Origin of the sequence: Salinicola sp. CPA57, assembly GCF_003206035.1 — a bacterium.
Lineage (GTDB): Bacteria > Pseudomonadota > Gammaproteobacteria > Pseudomonadales > Halomonadaceae > Salinicola > Salinicola socius.
The window spans coordinates 75,892-96,541 of record NZ_PZJR01000003.1; the positions used below are offsets into that span (position 1 = coordinate 75,892).

At 63.0% G+C, this 20,650-nt stretch carries 12 protein-coding genes; 6 read left to right on the plus strand and 6 right to left on the minus strand.

Annotated elements, in window-relative coordinates; genetic code table 11:
- Positions 1-699 precede the first annotated feature (699 nt).
- From DOM36_RS02735 to DOM36_RS02750, 4 genes are all read left to right on the plus strand, one after another.
- A complete protein-coding gene (locus DOM36_RS02735) occupies positions 700-978 on the plus strand; it encodes a CopG family ribbon-helix-helix protein (protein ID WP_075570737.1) in 279 nt (92 codons plus the stop codon).
- Positions 966-1,256, plus strand: a complete 291-nt coding sequence (locus tag DOM36_RS02740; protein WP_075570736.1) for a type II toxin-antitoxin system RelE/ParE family toxin — start codon at positions 966-968, stop codon at positions 1,254-1,256. Before DOM36_RS02735 ends, DOM36_RS02740 begins: the two co-directional genes overlap by 13 nt.
- 315 nt (positions 1,257-1,571) lie before the next feature.
- Positions 1,572-1,850, plus strand: coding sequence for a DUF4258 domain-containing protein (locus tag DOM36_RS02745; protein WP_110641223.1), 279 nt, complete (start codon positions 1,572-1,574; stop codon positions 1,848-1,850).
- Positions 1,847-2,116 carry a CopG family antitoxin gene (locus DOM36_RS02750; RefSeq protein WP_110641225.1) on the plus strand — a complete coding sequence of 90 codons (270 nt, stop codon included), beginning with the start codon at positions 1,847-1,849 and terminating at the stop codon, positions 2,114-2,116. The genes DOM36_RS02745 and DOM36_RS02750 overlap by 4 nt, the downstream gene beginning before the upstream one ends.
- Before the next feature lie 207 nt (positions 2,117-2,323).
- Here the strand turns inward: DOM36_RS02750 and DOM36_RS02755 are convergent, their stop codons facing one another.
- The 6 genes from DOM36_RS02755 to DOM36_RS02780 are packed head-to-tail and all read right to left on the minus strand — an operon-like array spanning position 2,324 to position 16,965.
- On the minus strand, positions 2,324-3,646 hold the full coding sequence (locus DOM36_RS02755) for an aminotransferase class I/II-fold pyridoxal phosphate-dependent enzyme (RefSeq protein WP_110641227.1): 1,323 nt from the start codon (positions 3,644-3,646) through the stop codon (positions 2,324-2,326).
- Positions 3,643-11,283: a type I polyketide synthase gene (locus DOM36_RS02760; protein WP_110641229.1), complete on the minus strand. Its 7,641-nt coding sequence runs from the start codon at positions 11,281-11,283 to the stop codon at positions 3,643-3,645. The genes DOM36_RS02755 and DOM36_RS02760 overlap by 4 nt, the downstream gene beginning before the upstream one ends.
- A gap of 37 nt (positions 11,284-11,320) precedes the next feature.
- A complete protein-coding gene (locus tag DOM36_RS02765) occupies positions 11,321-12,880 on the minus strand; it encodes an LTA synthase family protein (protein ID WP_110641231.1) in 1,560 nt (519 codons plus the stop codon).
- Positions 12,877-13,680, minus strand: coding sequence for an SDR family NAD(P)-dependent oxidoreductase (locus DOM36_RS02770; RefSeq protein ID WP_110641233.1), 804 nt, complete (start codon positions 13,678-13,680; stop codon positions 12,877-12,879). The genes DOM36_RS02765 and DOM36_RS02770 overlap by 4 nt, the downstream gene beginning before the upstream one ends.
- On the minus strand, positions 13,677-14,924 hold the full coding sequence (locus tag DOM36_RS02775; protein ID WP_110641235.1) for a capsular biosynthesis protein: 1,248 nt from the start codon (positions 14,922-14,924) through the stop codon (positions 13,677-13,679). The genes DOM36_RS02770 and DOM36_RS02775 overlap by 4 nt, the downstream gene beginning before the upstream one ends.
- A gap of 1 nt (position 14,925) precedes the next feature.
- Positions 14,926-16,965 carry a capsular polysaccharide biosynthesis protein gene (locus tag DOM36_RS02780; RefSeq protein ID WP_232823710.1) on the minus strand — a complete coding sequence of 680 codons (2,040 nt, stop codon included), beginning with the start codon at positions 16,963-16,965 and terminating at the stop codon, positions 14,926-14,928.
- 776 nt (positions 16,966-17,741) lie between these two features.
- On the opposite strand from DOM36_RS02780, the gene cysD reads away from it, so the two are divergent.
- Complete coding sequence (gene cysD / locus DOM36_RS02785) at positions 17,742-18,659, plus strand: sulfate adenylyltransferase subunit CysD (protein WP_110641239.1); 918 nt, start codon at positions 17,742-17,744, stop codon at positions 18,657-18,659.
- On the plus strand, positions 18,659-20,554 hold the full coding sequence (cysN, locus tag DOM36_RS02790) for a sulfate adenylyltransferase subunit CysN (protein ID WP_110641242.1): 1,896 nt from the start codon (positions 18,659-18,661) through the stop codon (positions 20,552-20,554). The genes cysD and cysN overlap by 1 nt, the downstream gene beginning before the upstream one ends.
- Positions 20,555-20,650 lie beyond the last annotated feature (96 nt).

Genomic DNA, 20,650 nt, shown 5'->3' on the forward strand with positions numbered 1-20,650 from the left:
ATTTTTCAGACAAAGCTTGGATCCGTCATTGCTGGATCGGTCATTCCTAGATCCTCCATGGATAGATCCTTCATGGATAGATCCTTTATGGATAGATCGCGCATCGCCAGATCGGTTCGACCATCAATATCAGACCAATGTTCTATGCGCACAGGGCGCAATCTCGACCCAAGACGTGCTTACCCTTTCAGAATACCACTGCCGCTCGGCTAGCCCGCGTCGTCGAGGCCAATTCGACGCTGCGTTCGCCGTTGCCCGGCCGCTGCTGGAGATCATGGGCACGCCGATGCTGCTGTATCGGGCTGATCACGCCGCCCGTGGGCACAGTGCTCAACGTGGTGTGCGGCGTCGGCAATACGACGATGACCAACGCCGTTCGCGGCGTCTATCCCTTCGTTCTGGTGTATGTCGGTCTGCTGGCGCTGTTCGTGCTGTTGCCGCCATGCGGCGTTGCTCGTCGTTGCCATAGACCCCACTTTGACGCCTCCTCGCGCCTTGCCTGGCAACGCCATGCATCCGATATTTCTTCGCGTTACTTGCGAGACGCCACACTAGCTGCGGCTCGAAAGGCGTATGGAAGGGTAAACAGGGTTGCAACGCTCACGGTCGTAAAGAAATACCGGTGCCTGCCGTCATCGACAGTCAGATTTGGCCAGTTTATAGTAGTGATAGGTATTACCTCTGACTATGGAGGCCACTATGGCGAAGCCGACGTCCATCAAGCTCGACGACGATCTGAGAGATCGAATCCAGCATTTAGCTAACGCTCGCAGGCGCTCGGCACATTGGCTAATGCGCGAGGCCATCGAACAATATGTGGGCCGCGAAGAAAAGCAGGAAGCGTTCAGACGGGATACGCTCAAGGCTTGGGAACATTACCAGGCCACCGGTATGCATGTGACCGCTGACGAAGTAGAAGAGTGGTTGACCAGTTGGGGCACGGATAACGAGGTGCCAGGCCCAACATGGCACGAGTAATTTTTGCCTCCGCAGCGATTCGGGATCTGGAGCGATTGCGTGATTTTCTGCGACCGAAGAACCCGGCAGCGGCTGAAAGGGCTGCGAAAGCCATCATCCAAAGCGTTCAGGCACTCGGGGAGTTGCCCCATATCGGGCGCCTTGTCGAGGATCTGCCAGCAGACTATCGGGACTGGATGATCGATCATGGCGATAGCGGCTATGTCGCCCGCTACCGTATCGATGGTGATGTTGTCGTGGTGCTAGCCATTCGACACCAGAAGGAAGCTGGCTTCTAGCCAGCGGGGATCTGTAGCGCCTCTTGGACAACATGAATCGACGCGATACTGGCAGCGGTGAAAGCTGCTCGATACCGATAACGTACCATAAGGTCTGACGTATAGAGGTCGTTTGCTGAGCTAGCCTTCTACGCTCTGTCTGNNATGCTCATTTACACCGCGTAAACTCCGCTTTTTCATCAATTTTTGCCTAGTCTGGCCATCGCTCGCCGATTTTTCAGACAGAGCTTAAGCGGGCGGCAAAAGTCTCGTATCATCGAATTCTAAGATTAGCGTAATGAGTACAAAAAGCACACGATGTGCTACGATTCTGCCATGAAATCGATCACATGGAATTCAGAGAAGAACAAGCTTCTTCGAGAGCAACGAAATATCTCTTTCGAGGATGTTGTTTTGCATATTTCGATCGGTGGTATTTTGGACACGTTCGAGCATCCAAACCAACAACGATATCCGGGCCAACAGATTCATGTGATCGAGATAGAGGGGTATGCCTATCTGGTACCTTTCGTAGAGTCGGAAGATGAAGTTTTTTTGAAAACGATCATTCCGAGCCGGAAGTCGACCAAAACCTATTTGGGAGGTTCGAAATGAGCATGGACAAGGAAGAGAAAGAGATTCTGGATGCGCTGGATTCAGGCGAACTCCAGCGAGTGCCGGACTTCGAGGAGAGGAAGAGGCGGCATCAACAATACGCAGAAGCGATGTTCAAAAAAGATGCTCGTATCAATATAAGACTCTCTTCCAAGGACCTTCGCGGGCTCCAGAAGAAAGCGCTGGCTGAAGGCATTCCTTACCAGACACTGGTGGCCAGCATCTTGCATAAGTATGTAGAGGGCCGCCTGCAAGAGGAGCAGTAGTTACGCTCTGTCTGANNTGCTCATTTACACCTCGTAAACTCCGCTTTTTCGTCAATTTTTGCCTAGTCTGGCCATCGCTCGCCGATTTTTCAGACAGAGCTTAAGACGCCAAGCACTTATGCGGCCCCATTGCCAGGCAGCAAAACAGCCTTGTCACCCTCAGGTGGCAAGGCCGTTTTCATTCTGGCCGTAGATAGGCCGTGTACGCTAGCTGGCCCGCGCCTTCCACTCCGTTTCCAGTGTATCGAGGGTCTGGTCGATCTGCTCGCGGGTATGGTCGCAGTTGAGGAAGAAGCGCAGGCGTGCGCTTTTCTCGGGTACGGCCGGGTGCAGGATCGGCTGGACGTTGATGTCGTGCTTGAACAGGGCATCGGAGAGCCCGGCGGCCAGCACGGAGCTGCCGACGATGACCGGCACCACCGCAACGCCAATGCTTTCGCCGATATCGAACCCTTTGAGCCTGGCCTGCTGCAGGAAGTAGCGGGAGATGTCGTGCAGGCGCTCGAGGCGCTCGGGTTCATCCTTCATGACCTGAAGCGCGGCCAGCGACGGCCCGGCGACCTGGGCGGGCATCCCGACGCTGTACAGGAACCCCGGCGCGAAGTAGCGCAACATCTGCACCAGCTCCCGACAGCCGGCGATATAGCCGCCGCAGCCGGAAAGCGTCTTGGATAGCGTGCCCATCCAGATATCGACGTCCGTCGCCGGCACGTCACAGTATTCCCGCAGGCCCAGCCCCCGATCGCCCATCACGGCGAAGGAGTGGGCTTCGTCCACCATCAGCCACACCTGATGGCGCTTCTTGATCTCGACGAAGCGCTTCAGATCCGGGGCATCCCCGTCCATGCTGTAGAGTCCTTCGATCACCACCACCACGCGCTCGAACTGACGACGATGCCGTGTCAGCAATGTTTCGAGCGCCGCCGGGTCGTTGTGCGCGAAGCTCATGCGGCGGGCGCCGGAGAGCTGGGCGCCGACCACGGTGCTGTTGTGGATGTACTCGTCGTGAAGGAGCAGATCCTTGGGGCCGAGCAGGTAACCCAGCGTCGAGACGTTGGTGGCGTGGCCGCTGACGAAGACCACCGCCTCTTCGACCTCGTAGGTCTCGGCGATCGCCCGTTCCAGCTCGTGGTGGATCGGGCGTTCCCCGGAGACCGGGCGACTGGCCGATACCGAGCTGCCGTAGCGTTCCAGCGCATCGACGCCGGCCTGGATCACCTGGGGATGATGCGCCAACCCCAGGTAGTTGTAGCTGGCGAAATTGATGCACTCGCGGCCGCCGATCACCGTGGTGGAACCGGCGGTGCTCTCGTGGACCTTGAAGAACGGGTCGGGAATGCCGAGACGCTTGCCGCCTTCGCGCATCATCTTGAGCTGTTGATAGCCGGGATGACGGTCGAAGCGGGTGAAGCGCTCGTCGACACTGGTAGCGGCCGGTCTGGGGGCCGTGTCGCCCTCCGGGCGCTGCTGGCGGCGCTGGCGCGCTTCCTGCAGCAGGCGTTGTTTCAGCACATCGCGGGACTGGCTCATGACTTGGCCTCCCCGGCGTCGTGCGATCCGTTGCCGTTCTGCAGTTCGTTGCCGTTTTGAAGCGCCTCGACACCGTGCTGGGCGGCCAGCCCGCTGAGTGCGTCTTCGTCGCTGTCGGACGCCGTTTCGCCGCCACGCAGCTTGAGCATCAGGTAGTCGCACAGCTTGGCCAGCGTGCCGGCTTCGCTGAGCACCATCACCGGCACCTGAATGCCCAGTCGGGCTTCCAGCGCGGTCACCAGCTCGACGCCCATCAGTGAGTCGAAGCCCATGTCGTAGACGGATTTGTGGATATCGATCTTCTCCTCGTCGATCAGCAGGATCTTGGCGAGCTCCTTGCTGAGGACTTCGATCAGGGTGGTATAGAGCGCTTCCGGCGCCAGACTTGCGAGCAGCTGCTGCAGGTCGTCGTCGCCTTCCTGGCTGCCGTCGTCCTCGGCGGTGCGCGCGATCTCCCGATAGCGCGGCGCTTCCGCCGTGGGCAGGAAACGTGCCAGCGCCCGCCAGTCGAGTTCGAGTACGCCGAGCGAGGCGACGTCCGCCACCAGCATGCGTTCGAGCACGGCGAGCGCGTCGGTGGAGGTCAACGCCTGGCCGCCGAGACGTTCCTGCAGGCTGTCGCGGGTCTGGGTATTGCGGGCCAGGAAGCCAACATCCTCGATCGCGCCCCAGCGGACTACCGTCCCCGGGCGCCCGTTGGCGCGACGGTTGGCGGTGAACGCTTCCAGCCAATGGTTGGCGGCCACGTAGCTCGCCTGGCCGGGGTTGCCGAACAGGGTGGTGGCCGAGGAGTAGACCACGAAGAACTCGAGCGCGTCGTCGGCCGTGAGCGAATCCAGATGTCGCGCGCCTTCGAGCTTCGGCGCCATGGCCTGGCGGATGCGCGATTCGTCGAGATTGCGGATCAGGCCATCGTCGATGACCGTGGCGGCGTGGACGATGCCGCGAATCGGGCCGAGCGTCTGGCGTGCGTTATCGAGCACGCGCCCCAGCGCCTTGGCGTCGGTCACGTCACACGCACGCGCCGCCACCGTTACCCCGAGCGCTTCCAGCCGTTCGATACCGGCCTCGGCTTCCTCGGTGGTCGCGCCCCGGCGGCTCAGCAACAGCAGCTGGCGCGCGCCCTTGGCGGCCAGCCATTCGGCGGTGGCCAGGCCGAAGCCGCCGAGTCCGCCGGTGACCACGTAGGTGCCTGCGGCGTCCAGCGTCAGCGGAATGTCCCTGGCCGGCGCGGGTGCCATCTTCGGCGGGCGTTCGTAGGTGACGACGACCTTGCCGATCTGGCGCGCCTGCTGCATGTAGCGGAAAGCCTCGACCACGCGATCGCTGCCGAAGGCGATGTACGGCAGCGGCGCCAGCGTGCCATCGGCGAACAGCGCCATCATTTCGCTGAACAGCTCGCCGGTGAGCTCGGGCAGCTCGCTCATCAACTGATCGGAGTCGACGCCGAAGTAGCTGAGGTTGTTGCGGAACGGGCGCAGGCCGACCTTGGTGTTTTCATAGAAATCGCGCTTGCCGAGTTCGATGAAACGACCGAAGGGCTTCAGCACCCGCAGGTTCTGGTTGATGGCTTCGCCGGCCAGCGAGTTCAGCACCACGTCGACGCCATCGGCGCCGGTGCCGCGGCCGTTGCTGCCGTCTTCCCGCGCCTGACGTTCCATCGCGTTGTCGTGGAGAATCTCTTCGGCGAAGGTCAGGCTGCGTGAATCGTAGATGCGCTCGACGCCCATCAGGCGCAGGAAGTCCTGCTTTTCCGGCGAGCCGACGGTGGCGACGATTTCGGCGCCCAGCCAGCGGCCGACCTGGATCGCGGCGAGGCCGACACCGCCGGCGGCACCGTGGATCAGCAGCCGTTCGCCGGGCTGCAGGCGCGCCAGGTGCTTGAGCGAGTAGTAGACGGTGAAGAAGGTCGTCGGGATCGTGGCGGCGGCCGCATAGCCGATCTCGGCGGGGATCGGCGCTACCGCGTTGACGTCGGCGATCAGCCGGTCGCTGAAGCTGGCGGGGCCGAAGCCGACCACCGCATCACCGGGGCGCAGCGAGCCGTTCGGATCGCCCACGCTGATGACTTCACCGGCGAACTCCAGACCCAGCGTGGGGCCGGCGAAGCCGTTCTCGATCGCTTCGTCCGACAGCAGACCGAGCGCGTACATGACGTCGCGGAAGTTGAGCCCGGTCGCCTTGACCGCGATCTCGACCTGACCGGCCTGAGGTGCGGGCAGATCATGCGGCTGCCAGCGCAGATGACGCAGCTGACCCGGCAGCTCGAAGCCCAGGCTGACGGCGCGATCGCTGGCGGCTTCTTCCTCGTTGACCTGCGTACCCGGCGCGGGCGCCAACCCCAGCCGGGGCACCCAGCGCTGGCCGTCGGCATCCAGCACGACCTCGGTTTCCGCATCCGGCACGCTGAGCTCGAACAGCAGCGCGTCCAGCAGCTCGCTCGACAGCGACTCGCGGCTCGACAGCGGCAGATCCAGCAGCCGAACCTGCCGGCTACCGGCTTCGTTCTGCAGCGAACGGCCGAAGCCCCAAAGCGCTGCGTCCTCGGGCAGCTTGGACCGCTGTGCTGCGTCTTCGGGCAGCTTGGACCGCTCGGGCAGTGAAAACGATTTGACTGCGGCCTCGGGCAGGGTAGAAAAATGCGCCCCCACGCCCAGCGTAAGCCACCACAGCGCCGCAGGGCACTCCAGCGACTCCAGCGTCTGCAGCCACTGGGCAGCGATTACGCAGCGGTCCTCGGCGGCGCTGGCCAAGCCGCGCAGATCGACGATCTGGCTCGGGTCGAAGGATTCCAGCGCCAGCGGAAGCAGATCCTGGGGCGCCAGTTCGCTGCCGGCCAGATGATGCACGTTCTGTCCCAGCGTCTCGAAGCGCGCGATCAGTTTCGAGGCCAGCCATTGAGCGTTGTCGTCGCTGATGATCAGCCACTGTTCGGCCGGATGGGCCGCATCGCCACGCACGGTCTCGGATTCGGTTTCCGTCGAGGGTGCCGTCAACGGCGCCTGGGCGGTCAGCAGTTGCAGTCCGCCTTGCTCGCTTTCCAGCGTATGGCGTTCGAGCTGGCGATAACCCAGGGCTTCCAGCTGCTGGCGGATCGTCTCGAGGTCGGCGGAACGTGAATCCGGTTCCATCGCCAGGGAAAGAAACGACTGCCAGTCGGTGTCGCCCAGCGCCAGGAACGCGATCTGGGCATCGTCCGCCAACTGTGTGGGCAACCAACGCAGCAGCGTATCGATCTCGCCCTGGGTGCCATCCAGCGTCACCAGCGCGACGTTGGCTCCGATCGCAGGGATGGCGGCGTCGGTCGTCAGCAGGTCGACCCTGGCGTCATGCTCGGCAAGGGATTCCGCTTCGTTCAGCGCGCTATCTCTCAGCGCGGCGAAGCGATACTGGGCGCGATCTCCGCTCAGCCCGCCCATCAGCCGTTCGCCGAGCTGCGGGCGCAGCGCCGAGGCTTCGAGCATGACCAGCCGCTGATGCGGCGGCAACAGCTCGAGCGTCATGGCGTATTGCGCCAGCCAGGTATCGGCCAGCGCATGCCAGCCGCGCTCGCCGACGGCAGCCTGCACCAGCCGCGTCAGACGCGTGGCATCCAGGCCCAGCGTGGCGACGTCTAGCCGATCTTCGAGCCAGTCCGTCAGGTGCAGGCCGAAACGACCGATGCTGTGGGTCAGTGCGGCATAGTCCGGATAGTCCCGAATCAGCAGATTCCATACCATGGCCGCATCGATATCCGGCGTTTCCTGCAGCTGCCATCCGGCCGGCGTTTCCGCGACGATACCGGTGGCCAGCGCCAGTTCGATCAGTGCCTGACGACGCTGGCGGGTTTCGATCGCTCCGGCGTCGAATTGGCCGGCGAGCAGTTGCCCGTCGCTGTCCGCATAGCCGCGCAGGGCTTCATCCAGAAACGCGGAGACCAGCGTCTCCAGCAGCGGTTCGACCTCTTCGCCGTAGCGGCTGTCGGTCACGCTGCGGTAGTTGTCGACCAGTTGTGCCAGTGCCAGTTCGGCGGTGGCGTCGTCCAGCGGCAGGGCAGCGGCTTCACGCGGTGCCGGCACCAGGCGATGGTCGAGATAGCTCAAGCGATGAGTCACGGCGTGACGCAGGCGGGCGGCCTTGAACCGGGCACCCTCGACCACCGCCACGGCGTTGCCGTTGGCATCGAACAGCGCCACGTCGGCACACAGCGAGTGCGGTGCGCGACTGGTCAGGCGGACTTCCATCCACGCCGGCGGCGCGGCGTCGACCTGGAGCTGGATCCGTTCCAGCCGCACGGGCACGAAGGCCAGTCCGCCCGCCTTGGCGAGCTCATCGGCCAGCAGCGGAATGAACAGCTGGAAGGCGCTGTCGAGAATGCCGGGTGCCAGCAGGCAGTCGCGCTGGTCCTCGGCAATCGCGGCGGGCAGCTCGATGCGACCCATGGCGCGGTCATCCTCGACCCACACGTCGCTGATCGCCTGGAAGCCGGGGCCGTACTCCAGCCCGACATGAGCGGCCATCGCCAGATGCTGTTCGCGGGTGTAGTCCGCCGGGCGGTTCGGCAGCGGCGTGCCGCGACGTGTCAGCAGCAGGCCTCGCGTCTGCGCCGCGATGCGGGCACGGGCGTTGAGCGTCCAGGCGTCGTCGCTGGCCGGCTCGCGAGTCTTGATGGTCAGGGAGCCGTCGGCATCCTGGATTTCCAGCTGCAGCTTCTTGCCGTGGGCGGCATCCAGCAGCAGCGGGCTGAGAATCTCCAGCGCTTCGATATCCAGCACCGGCGATGCCTTGGCGGCCGCGGCGGCGGCGAGCGCCAGTTCCGCGAAACCGGCACCGGGGAACACGGTGGCGTCACCGACGCGATGGTCGGCGAGCCAGGGCAGGCGGCGAGTATCCAGCTGGCTTTCCCACGCCATGCCCTGACGCGCCAGGCGGTAACCCAGCAGCGGATGTTCGTAGTGGCGCCCCATCAGCCCCTGGGAGTCGCCGGTGGTCTTGACCCAGTAGCGCTCGCGCTGCCAGGGATAGTGCGGCAGCTCGACGAAGCGGCCGGCCACCGGGAACCACGCCTCGGGGGAGACGGCACCGCTGACCAGCAACGCTGCCACGCTCGCTTCCATGGCGGCAGCGCCATCATGATCGCGGCTCAGCGTGCCGATGGCGCTGCCACTGACCGACTGCGCCGAGAGGGCGTCGGTGAGATAGCGGCGCAGGATCGGCTGCGCGCCGATCTCGACGAACGTGCGCGCCCCCGATTCGATCAACGAGTCGACTGCCGGCCCGAACTGCACCGGCTCGCGGATGTTGAGCCACCAGTATTCGGCGCCCAGCTCGCTGCCAGCCAGCGGCTTGCCGGCCACGGTCGAGAGGAACGGGATCCGGACGTCGCGGGGTGACAGATGCGCCAGCGCGGCGATGACGTCCTCGCGGATGGGATCCATCGCGGCGCTGTGGAAGGCGTAATCCAGCGTCAGGCGTTTGGCGAAGATCCGCTCCGCGGACAACGCTGTTTCCAGGCGCTCGAGCGCCTCCGCCGGACCTGCCAGGGTCACGCCCTTGGGGCCGTTGATGCCGGCGATCACGACCGCCGAGTGAGCGGGGTCCTCCAGCCAGCGCTGCATGGCTTCTGCACCGAGGCCGACAGCGGTCATTTCGCCGCTGCCGCGGGTACGACCCTGACAGGCGCTGCGGTGATAGATGACGCTGACCGCATCGGCCAGGCTTAACGCGCCGCAGGCCCAGGCCGCGGCGACTTCGCCGACGCTATGGCCGGTAACGGCGGCGGGGCGCACGCCTTCGGCCTCGAGCAGCCGGGTCACGCCGACCTGCAGCGCGAACAGCGCAGGCTGGGCGATTTCGGTGCGGGCCAGACGATCGTCATCGTTGCTGCGCTGTCTATTGGCGCCATGCTGGTCGTCGGTGCGCTGATTGGTGCCATCGAGCTCGGCGCGCAGGGAGAAGTCAGCGTGATGCGCGAACAGCGCATCGACTTCATCCACGGCCGCGGCGAAGACCGGGGATTCGTTCAGCAGCGTGCGGCCCATCGAGGCCCACTGGCAGCCGTTGCCGTCATAGACGAACACCGGGCCGTAGCCCGCGTCGACGCGTTCGCCGACGGCGGCACCGGGGACGCTCTCGGCAGCGGCCAGCGCGTCCAGCCGGGTGATCGCATCGGCGGCATTGTCGCTGAGCAGCACCGCGGCGTGGGGATGGCTTTCGCGACGGAAAGCGAGGCTGTAAGCGGTGTCGTAAAGTGACACCTTGCCGGCGGTCAGATTGTCGCTCAGGCGTGCGGCGAACTCGCGCAGCGCTTCCGGGCTGCGGGCGCTGAGACACAGCGGCAGTCGGCGTACGGGCGTATCGATAGCCTCGGAGACCGGCGTTTCGAGCGGTGACTGCAGGATCACGTGCGCGTTGGCGCCGCCGAAACCGAACGAGTTGATGCCGACGGTCAACTGGCCTTCGGCTTTCAGCTTGCGTGGCTTGTCGACGATGTCGAGATTCCAGCCCTTCACGTCGATCCGCGGATTGACCTTGCGAATGCCGATGGTAGCGGGCACTTCGCGTTCACGCAGCGCGTAGAGCGCCTTGGCCAGCCCTGCCACGCCGGAGGCGGTTTCCAGGTGGCCGAGATTGCTCTTGACCGAGCCGATCGGCAGTGGCGTCTTGCGCTTCTGGCCGATCGCCGCGCCGATGGCGCGGGTTTCCAGCGGGTCGCCGACAGCGGTACCGGTGCCGTGCGCTTCCAGATAGTCGATATCGTCCGGTGTCAGGCCGGCGCGCGCCAGGGTCTGGCTCATCAGCGCGACCTGGGCGTCGGGATTGGGAACCGTCAGGCCTTTCTTGTAACCGTCGGTATTGACGCCACTGCCGGCAACGATGGCCAGAACCCGGTCGCCATCGGCAACGGCCTTGTCGTAATCCTTGAGCAGGAAAATACCGCCGCCCTCGGAACGGACGTAGCCATCTCCGGATTCATCGAAGACCTGGCAGCGTCCGGTGGGCGAAAGCATGCTCGCCTTGGAGAAGATGATGAAGCCGAACGGGTGCAGGTGCAGGCTGATGCCACCGGCCAGCGCCATTTCCGTTTCGCCACAGCGGATCGACTGGCACGCCTGGTGAAAGGCGACCAGCGACGAGGAGCAGGCGGTATCCATCGACATGCTCGGACCGTGCAGGTCGAACACGTAGGAGATCCGGTTCGAGGCGATGCTCGAGGTATTGCCGGTCGCCGTCGAAGGTTCGATCGCCGACATGTCGTCGGCCATGCGATACGAGTAGTCGAGACTGGCGATACCCAGGAACACGCCGCACTGGCTTCCGCGCAGTGTCTGCGGCGGAATACCGGCGTCCTCCATGGCTTCCCAGGTCATCTCCAGCAGGATTCGCTGCTGCGGATCCATCTGGGCGGCCTCGCGCGGCGAGATGCCGAAGAAGCCGGCGTCGAAGCCGGAGATGTCGCCGAGACTGCCGGCGGCAAAAGTGTAGCTCGTGCCAGGGTGCTGCTTGTCAGGATGGCGATAGGCTTCCAGGCCCCAACGGTCGTCTGCGACCGAGGTGACGAGGTCTTCGCCGGTCTTGAGCGCTTGCCAGAAACGTTGTGATGTCGGGGCGCTCGGGAACCGGTGAGCCGCGCCGATGATGGCAACGCGTTTGGTCATTGGGACTCCTTGCTTCGTAGCGCGGGCTACGCCTTTCTCAATTCGCACCAAGCTTGCCAGCGTGGTCGATAATTCTTTCGTAGATCGTTGTTCCCAGCTTATCGGCTGGAAGCGTCATCCGCACGTTATCGCCCGAATGAGGCCTGGTCTGCCAGATGAAATAGTTCGTGAAACCATCCGGCTCGCCGTGGCGTGCGTAGACTTTCGGCATGATCGGCACATGGTCCCCGTAGAAACCCAGAATGCCGGGCCGGTCATTGTTATCAAGAGAGTCCCTGAGTCGCTCCAGCATACTATCGGTATTGCGCAGATGCCTCAGATAAACCGTCAGCTCTTCGCAATCATCGGTAACGCCGCCTTCGATCCACCGCTCTGCCACGGCCGGATCGGCAGTCTCCAGATGAAGCGGGCCGTGATTCTCCATGCTGATCACGAAAATGAACAGCGGTTTTTCATCGGCCGCCGCCAGCTGTTTCTGAACCCGATCCGCCAGCGCGAGATCGCCGGTGTACTGGCCGTCGCGCTCGCTGAGTTCGAAGTCGGCGATATCCAGGAACGTGTCGAAGCCCAGATTGGGATAGACCTTGTCGCGCAGATAGAAGCTGGCGGGGTACGGATGAATGCAGACGGTCCGATAACCCAGGCGTTTGAGCGCGCCTGCCAGGTTGTTGACCGCCAGCTTCGACAGCTGGTGGTAGGGGTTGAAGCGATGCACGCCGAGCCGCGACGGCGTGAAGCCGGTCAATACCGCACACTCGGTGCGTACGGTATTGGCGCCCCAGGCGGGAACGTCGAAACGTCCGCTCTGCAGCGCTTCTGCCATCAGCGCGTCGTATTGGCCGAGCAGCTCACGCCGTATGGCGGGATGCCAGTCGCGCGGATCGAAGAAGGATTCGCTCTGGACCAGCACCACGTTGGGCAGCGTGGCGGGATCCACGCTGTCCCTATCCAGATCCACCGGCAGGGCGAAGGCGCTGTCGTTGTCCTGACGGTCGATCGGCTCACGAGTCAGGCGACCATAGGCCCAGAGGTAGGGATAGAGGCCGAGCCTGACCAGGTCGTCGTTGGGTTCGAGCGTGCAACCGGTCAACCGGGGCAGTTGCCAGATCAGCACGGCGATACTGGCCGCCACCAGCACCAGGGTGCCCAGCAGCGACCAGGGCGCGTCGGGGTGACCGAAGAGCGAGGGTTCGAGCCAGAAGCCGATACCGATCGCGATGGCGCCGGCCAGGCTGGCGGCGATGGTCAGACCGATACCGAAAAAGGGGATGTAGAGGCGGGGATGGCGAACCGCATCGACGAAGTACTCGAAGTCCTGGCACAGGAAGGGTTCCCGCAGCGAGCTCGACTTGGTGTTGTTGACCTGGATCACCACCATCTGCAGCGAAGCGGCGATCACCAGCGCAAACCAGGGGCGCTGTACGATCAACAGCCACAAGGCGAAGTGCAGCACGGTGGTGGCCAGGTGAACGGCAACTGCTGCCGGCGCGCGCTGCCACAGCGGCTGGGGGCGCGGCTTGAGCAGCAGTTCGAACAGGCTGGTGACGACCAGCGTGGCCAGCGTGGCCCAGAACCCGTTCCAGAATCCCTCCATCATCGATGCGCTCCGTCGCCTTGGTCGTGGTCGTGGTCGTAGCCGAACAGCGTCAGCAGGCGCTGCGAGATCGCCGCCGGCAGCACGGCCAGCCACCAGCAGCCGAAATTGAGCGGGAACGGGAAGCTGATCCGGGCGCGATTCCTTTCGACGCCCTTGGCGATGAACCTGGCAGCGCGCTCGGGTTGCCACAGGAACGGCTTTGGCCCAGGCATCTCGTGGCACATCTTCGAGCTGACATAGCCTGGCATGACCACGCTGACCCCGACGCCGTGCGGCGCCAGCCAGCCGCGAAGCGCTTCGCCGTAGGCCTTTACGCCGGCCTTGCTGGCGCTGTAGCTGGGCGTCACCGGCAGGCCGTGATACGCCGCGAGCGAACTCATCAGCACCAGTTGACCATGACCGGCGGCGCGCATGCGCTTGCCGAGGAAGTTGCCCATCGCCATCGGTACCCGCAGGTTGATCTCGAGCAGGCGGCTGGCCGCTTCCCACGCTTCGCCCCGGCCGTCTTCGCCGATGTCGATGTTGATGCCGGCGTTGATGATCACGATATCAGGCACGGCAGGCGTACACAGCGATTCCAGCCACGTCAATAGCGCGCTGTCATCGTCGAGCCGAGTCTGGCCCAGCTCGACGTGACTGAGCTCGACCTCGGCTCCCGCGGTGCGGCAGGAGGCGGCGAGCGCATCGAGCACGTCGCGCTGACGACCATGCAGGACCAGCTGATTGCCGGGCCTGGCATAGACGGCGGCCAGTGCCTGGCCGATGGCCCCGGTGGCCCCGGTAATGACGATTCGGGTCATGACGCGATCTCATCCATGAGTTGTTTTAGCGGGGAGCGCTCCCGTTGCAGCGCCTGGAGAGCGTTTTCCGAGGCTAGATCGATCCCGGGGCGACAGTAGAATCCGCCATTGATCTGGACTGTCTGCGCGACGGTGCGGCGATAGGCCCGAAACAGTTCCGCGTCCGGGGCGGAAGTATTGTGCCAGAAATCATCCAGCGTGCCCTGATGGGTCAGCCCCGCCATATCGTAGATCGGAGAAGCCAGGGTATGGGTCGGGCAGCCGAAGCCCAGCGATACGTTGCCGGCGGTACTGTTGACCGTGACCAACCCGCTGGCCTGCTTGAGCAGGGTTTCGAGGTTGCCGCCCTCGAGATAGACCAGGCGGTCGCCCAGGTCATATTCGTGGGTCAACACCTTGATCAGTCGCGCGTACTGGGCCAGGCCCATGTCGAGCGGGTGATTCTTGATCACCAGAAACGCATCGCGCGGCGCATGGTAGGCGAACGAGGCGGCCACCTTGCCGATCACTTCCTGCATGCTCTTGTAGTCGGAATGATAGCGGATCTGGGCGTCGCTCTTCAGCTGCAGCGGCAACAGATAGAACGGCCGCCGGGACGCGTGTAGCGCCTGCAGTCGATCGGCATCACGGCGTTTCCAGTGCGGCTCGCGGGCTTTGCGCAACAGGAAGCCTGCGTACTCCGCCGGTGCCGTGACCAGGGCGTGATTGCGATAGTGGGGATAGAGAAACGGGTTGGCGACCCCGGCCAGGTGATAGAGCACGTCGTGGCGCGCACGCGTGTGAAACTGGTTGGGAAACGCCAGCGGACGACCGGCGCTGGGCAGGCGCTTGCCCGCTTCGCGATACCACTCCGGATCGCGCGGCAACAGCGAATGGGCATTGACCCCCTCGCGCTCCAGCGTCACCCAGAAAGGGCGAAAATAGCCCTCCTCGAAGACGTGGTTGCGAATGCCACGGCGACGGGCGGCGAGAATGGCCCGCCGATGCACCGGGCGACGATCGCCGAACACCACCTGATCGGTGATCTCGTGGCGATCCCAGATGTCGCAGAGATACTCGGGAATGTCCTTGGCCTGACCGCGGTAGGCGTACGCGTTCCCCTGACGCCAGTAGACGCTGTCACCGACGGTGAAGTTGATCTTGGTCACCGAGTGACCCGCCGCCAGCAACCGCTCGCCCAGCCGGTCGAAAAAAGGTGAGCAGACACCTTGTAGCAACAGAAAGTGTTTGCGCGTCGTGCTCAAATCATTGCCTTCTGGAAAACAGGTTGCGGTATAGCCGGTAGAAGCGAACGCGCAAGGGCAGGCCGGCGCGCTGGTCGCGCTGCTGCTGCATCAACTCGACGGCAGTATCGGCGTTGCAGAACTCGCCGCTGACAGGATCAACATAGGTCGGATACATCAACAGCGCGCCGGCGATCAGCGCATCCAGTGTCAATCTTCGCTGGCGGCGCGGGGAGGATAACCGATCGTGGGTCAACCCCCAACCGGCGTAGAACGGCAGACCGTAGGTATGCACTTCCACATCGCGCATCAGGCCCTCGAACCCCGTCAATGAGCACATGGTGTGAATCTCGTCGGCGAGTTCGATCAGATCGATGATGTCGCAGTCGACCAGCTCCAGGTCGTAGAGCTGGCGGGCGGTCCTGTCGAGCAGACCCACCCGCGCCCCCGAGACCACGTCCGGGTGCGGCTTGTAGATGACGAACGCCTCGGGGCGATTCTGTCGGACCGCCTCGAGCAGCGCCTGGTTGGTCTTGATCTCGGGCGAACCATGGGCGATCGACGCGTCGCTCTCGACCTGGCCGGGCACCAGCACGATCGGGCGCGAACCGATCGCATCCGATGGCAGTGCGGGTAGTGTCTTGCCCCGCACGTTGTACTTCGACAGCTTCAGTTCAGTCAGACGTTGACGCAGACGATGGGCGCGAGTCAGCAGCGCCGGCTCGAAATCCGTCTCCGCCAGCAGACGTTCGAGGTCGCTTTCGTTGCCGGCGTCGTAGTAAAGCCCGCGCGAGTCGAAGGCCAACGACAGTGGCCGTGTCAGATCGACGCCGAGCCCGACCGAGCGCACGAAACCATCCTCCATCCGCCACAGCTTGAGTCCGTGCCGGCGGCACAGCGCCTTGATCTCGTCGGTGGCTTTCTGCCCCCACACCACCAGGCTGTCGCGGCCCTCCAGTTCGCGGGGCTGCGGATGGTCGCCCTGGATGAAGCGGACGTTCGAGGCGGGTCCCAGGAAGTCGCTGATGAAGGCCCGTTTCCAGCTGGAAAATCCCACGGCCAGCCAACGGCCTGCCAGCCGATCCCGCTGGCGTTTCTGATCGGCGATCAGATCGATCGTCGCCTCGAGCGTCGAGGCCTGCCCGGTGTAGGGGTTGGCATAACGGCAGTAGCGCAGATAGGCCGCGGCGAAGAGCTCCGACAGCGTGCGGGAACGCTGACGGCGTTCGCAGCGCAGCGCATCCCGGGTCAGTCCCCAGCCGGCGTAGAACGGCATGCCGAAGCAGTGAACCGGCTTTTCGGCCATCAGCGCTTCGAATCCCAGTTGACTGGTCACGACGTAGACCGCGTCGACGGCGTCGATCAGCGCCCACGGATTGAGGTCGTCACCGATCAGACGACAGCGGGGGTCGGACGAGGCCTGGGTCAGATACCCCTGCTTGCGCCCGGCGATGACGTCCGGATGGGTCTTGATCAGGATCTCGGCGTCAGGATGGTCGGCGAGCGCGCTCTTTAGCATGCGCTGGAACGAGCTGGCATCGGCCATGCCGTGAGTGATGGAGGCATCGTCGCGGGTCTGGTCGATGACCAGCACGCGCGGGCGCTCGGACGCGGGTAGCGGCCGGTCCGGGGCATGGTTGTACTTCGATAGCCGCAGTCGACGCAGGCGCTGCATGGCGTGGTCGGCGCGCGCGAGCTCGTCGGCCTCGAAATCGGCGTCGGCGAGCAGCCGTTCCAGGTCGGACGGCCGGGTCGCGTCGTAGTAGATGCCGGTGTAGTCCACGACCAGGCTGTGGGGTTGGGAGTAATTGACGCCCAGCCCCAGCGAACGCAGAAAGCCGTCCTCGATGGCGACATAGGGCAGGCCGCGGCGCTCGGCCAGGCGTCTGGCCGGCGTCGAGGTGGGCTTCAGGCCCCAGCCGAGAATCGCATCGACGGGCTGATGGCTACCTGGCTTCAGGCGGACCTGTCGCGAGTACTCCGGTAGCAGGCAGCGAATGATGTTCCAGCGCGCCAGGCCTTTGGAGAGATAGCCGGCCACGCGAGCGGAGGACGGTCGCAAAACTGTCGAATCGTTAGGCATGGGTCACTAAAGCGGGTGCGGTCCGTCGTCAATGAGCGCGTCAAGTCGCAGCACGTAGAACTCGAGCACGTAAAAAAGCCGTCATTGCGCCGGGGCACCCAAGCCTGCGTGTCTGAGCGCAGGAACTTCTTGGGTGAGACCGGCGCGAGAGGCCGTCAGACGCACATTGTAACGCAAAGTCGGGATTCGACGCGCGGTTGCGATGTGTCGAATTGCTAAGCCCCCGGAATTTTCGTAATCGTTAATGCGTTAACGAAAGCGGTAAATGTAAGCAAACTTTTCTGCGGAAAAACCGATGGCATCAGTATGACGAAACTCAGCCTTGGAGGTCTGTCTTCGAGGTATTTAATTCGTGGGTTTGAAATGAGTTGTGGGGAAAACATCGCTGTTGCGTGGCTGGATGATTTACGACCGGGGCATCTTAAATCATAAATTGCATCTTGTTTTTGGCGTCATTTGAACCGCTTATAATTTAAAAAAGATATCAATATCAATGTCTTGACGGGTTAATTACGGACTCGCTTTTTTGCATTAGGCGAGTCTGTGTACTGTTTTTTACATTGCGCGTCGAAATCCGGTTTTGGGTTTTACATGAGCTTACTTGAAGGCGTTTTAGTGTTTGACTCTGACGGGATAATTGATCGAAATAGGGCCTCGAAAACAACAAATGGCAGCGATCTCCGAGCCTTGTCGAGTCGATCTCGACCGTTGGCAACTTTCGTTTCGTTACTCTCGATCGGATGCATGGAAACATGATGCGCGAACTCACAGTCAGGGCTAACACTCACCTTCGCCAGCTCGAAGCCGAGTCGATTCAGATCATCCGAGAGGTGGCTGCGGAGTTTCGCAATCCGGTAATGCTGTATTCGATCGGCAAGGACTCCTCGGTGATGCTGCATCTGGCGCGCAAGGCGTTCTATCCGGGCACGCCGCCGTTTCCGTTACTGCACGTCAATACCACCTGGAAGTTCCGCGAGATGATCGCGTTCCGCGATCGCATCGCGTCCCAGGTCGGCATGGAGCTGATCGAACACGTCAATGACGAGGGGCGGGACGCCCGCATCAATCCGTTCGATCACGGCAGCGCCAAGTACACCGACGTCATGAAGACACAGGCGCTCAAGCAGGCGCTGGAAAAACATGGCTTCGATGCGGCCTTCGGAGGCGCACGCCGGGACGAGGAAGCCTCTCGCGCCAAGGAGCGCGTCTACTCCTTCCGTGACAGGCATCACCGCTGGGATCCCAAACAGCAGCGACCCGAGCTATGGCGTCTCTACAACGGCAAGGTCAATCAGGGCGAATCGATTCGTGTCTTTCCGCTCTCCAACTGGACCGAACTGGATATCTGGCAGTACATCCATCTCGAGTCGATCGCCATCGTGCCGCTCTACTACGCGGCCCCGCGGCCGGTAGTGGCCCGTGATGGCATGCTGCTGATGGTCGATGATGCGCGGTTCCCGCTCGCCGCCGGGGAAGTGCCGCAGGAGCGCTGGATTCGGTTCCGCACGCTGGGCTGCTATCCGCTGACCGGTGCCATCGAGTCTCGCGCGACCAGCTTGCCCGCCATCATCCAGGAGATGCTGCTCACTCGTACCAGCGAGCGCTTCGGTCGTGCCATCGATCATGACGGTGTCGGCTCGATGGAGAAGAAAAAGCGGGAGGGTTATTTCTGATGACCCATCAATCCGCGCTGATCGCCGACAACATAGAGCGATATCTCAAGGAGCACGAGAGCAAGGGGCTTTTGCGTTTCATCACCTGCGGCAGCGTCGACGACGGCAAGTCCACGCTGATCGGCCGGCTGCTGCATGACGCCAAACTGATTTTCGACGATCAACTCGCCGCGGTGACGCGTGACTCCAGATCGCGGGGCAGTCTGGGCGGACAGGTCGATCTGGCACTGCTGGTGGACGGCCTGCAGTCGGAAAGGGAGCAGGGCATCACCATCGATGTCGCCTATCGGTTTTTCTCCACCGACAAGCGCAAATTCATCATCGCCGACACCCCGGGACACGAGCAGTACACCCGCAACATGGCCACCGGCGCGTCCACGGCCAGCCTGGCGATAATCCTGATCGATGCGCGTTACGGGGTGCAATTGCAGACTCGGCGCCACAGCTTCATCTGCGATCTGCTCGGCATTCGCCACTTCGTGATCGCGATCAACAAGATGGACCTCGTCAATCACTCCGAGGCCAGGTTCCAGGAGATCGTCGCCGATTACACCGACTTTGCCGGCAAGCTGAGCGTCACGGACATTCGTTTCCTGCCCATCTCGGCGTTGAACGGGGACAACGTCGTCAATCCCAGTGACGCCATGCCCTGGTTCAGCGGCGCGCCGCTGCTCGCTCAGCTGGAGCAGATCGAGATTCTGTCGGCGCAGAGCCTGCATGAGCTGCGCTTTCCGGTGCAGTACGTCAACCGGCCCAATCACAATTTTCGCGGCTACTGCGGCACGCTGGCGGCAGGGGCGGTCGAGGTCGGGACCGAGATTCGGGTCGAGCCTTCCGGCAAGCGCTCGACCGTGGCACGCATCGTCACCAACGATGGCGATCTGAGCGTGGCGTATCCGGGGCAATCGGTGACGCTTACGCTGCACGACGAGATCGATATCTCCCGCGGTGACACCCTCGTCGCGGCCAACAGCGAGGTCGAGCCCTGCACCGCGTTTACCGCCGACGTCGTGTGGATGCACGAGACGCCGCTGATGGTGGGCCATGAGTACGAATTCAAGGCCGCCACGCGTGTCGTCTCGGGACGCGTCGTGCGCATCGTCTATCAGGTCGATGTCAACACCATGGCGCGAAGTGCCACCGATACGCTGGCGCTCAATGGCATCGCCCGCTGTCAGATCGAGGTCACCCAGCCGCTGGTGCTGGACAGTTACCAGCGCTCCCCCGACACCGGCAATTTCATCTTCATCGACAAGCTCAACAACCTGACGGTGGGCGCCGGCATGGTCGTGGATGCGCTGAGCGCCGGCCATGTCGTGTGGCACGACATGATGGTCACCAAGCGTCGTCGCGCCGAACGCAATCGCCAGAAGCCGAGCATCATCTGGTTCACGGGGCTCTCCGGCGCGGGCAAGTCCACCGTGGCCGATGCACTGGAAAGACAGCTCTTCGGCATGGGCTACAACACCTACCTGCTGGATGGCGACAACGTTCGCCATGGCCTGTGCCGAGATCTCGGCTTCAGCAACGAGGATCGTCACGAAAACATCCGCCGGATCGGCGAGGTCGCCAAGCTGATGGTCGATGCCGGCATGGTCGTCCTGGTCTCGTTCATCTCACCGTTTCGCGACGATCGCCGCGTGATCCGCAGCCTGGTGGACAGCGGGGAGTTCATCGAAGTCTTCGTCAATACCCCGCTCGCGGTCTGCGAACAACGGGATCCCAAAGGCCTTTATCGCAAGGCCCGCCGTGGCGAGATCACGCAGTTTACCGGGATCAGTTCCCCTTATGAGGCGCCGGAATCACCGGAAGTCGAAATCGATACCTCCGCTCATGACCTCGAGGAAACCGTGGGCCGACTCATCGCGGCGCTACGTCGGTATCAGATCATATAACGACGATATCAACCCGGTTATCGAGCCGTAAATGACGATAGCGGGCAGGCAGGAAAAAGAAGTCATCTACAGCGTCATGGAAGTCATTTACAGCGT

Bases quoted from the DNA above. Each gene is read 5' to 3' on its own strand.
- DOM36_RS02770 (WP_110641233.1), bottom strand. From the start codon at position 13,680: ATGACCCGAATCGTCATTACCGGGGCCACCGGGGCCATCGGCCAGGCA.
- DOM36_RS02740 (WP_075570736.1), top strand. From the start codon at position 966: ATGGCACGAGTAATTTTTGCCTCCGCAGCGATTCGGGATCTGGAGCGA.
- cysD (WP_110641239.1), top strand. From the start codon at position 17,742: ATGCGCGAACTCACAGTCAGGGCTAACACTCACCTTCGCCAGCTCGAA.
- DOM36_RS02755 (WP_110641227.1), bottom strand. From the start codon at position 3,646: ATGAGCCAGTCCCGCGATGTGCTGAAACAACGCCTGCTGCAGGAAGCG.
- DOM36_RS02760 (WP_110641229.1), bottom strand. From the start codon at position 11,283: ATGACCAAACGCGTTGCCATCATCGGCGCGGCTCACCGGTTCCCGAGC.
- DOM36_RS02735 (WP_075570737.1), top strand. From the start codon at position 700: ATGGCGAAGCCGACGTCCATCAAGCTCGACGACGATCTGAGAGATCGA.
- DOM36_RS02750 (WP_110641225.1), top strand. From the start codon at position 1,847: ATGAGCATGGACAAGGAAGAGAAAGAGATTCTGGATGCGCTGGATTCA.
- cysN (WP_110641242.1), top strand. From the start codon at position 18,659: ATGACCCATCAATCCGCGCTGATCGCCGACAACATAGAGCGATATCTC.
- DOM36_RS02745 (WP_110641223.1), top strand. From the start codon at position 1,572: ATGAAATCGATCACATGGAATTCAGAGAAGAACAAGCTTCTTCGAGAG.
- DOM36_RS02765 (WP_110641231.1), bottom strand. From the start codon at position 12,880: ATGATGGAGGGATTCTGGAACGGGTTCTGGGCCACGCTGGCCACGCTG.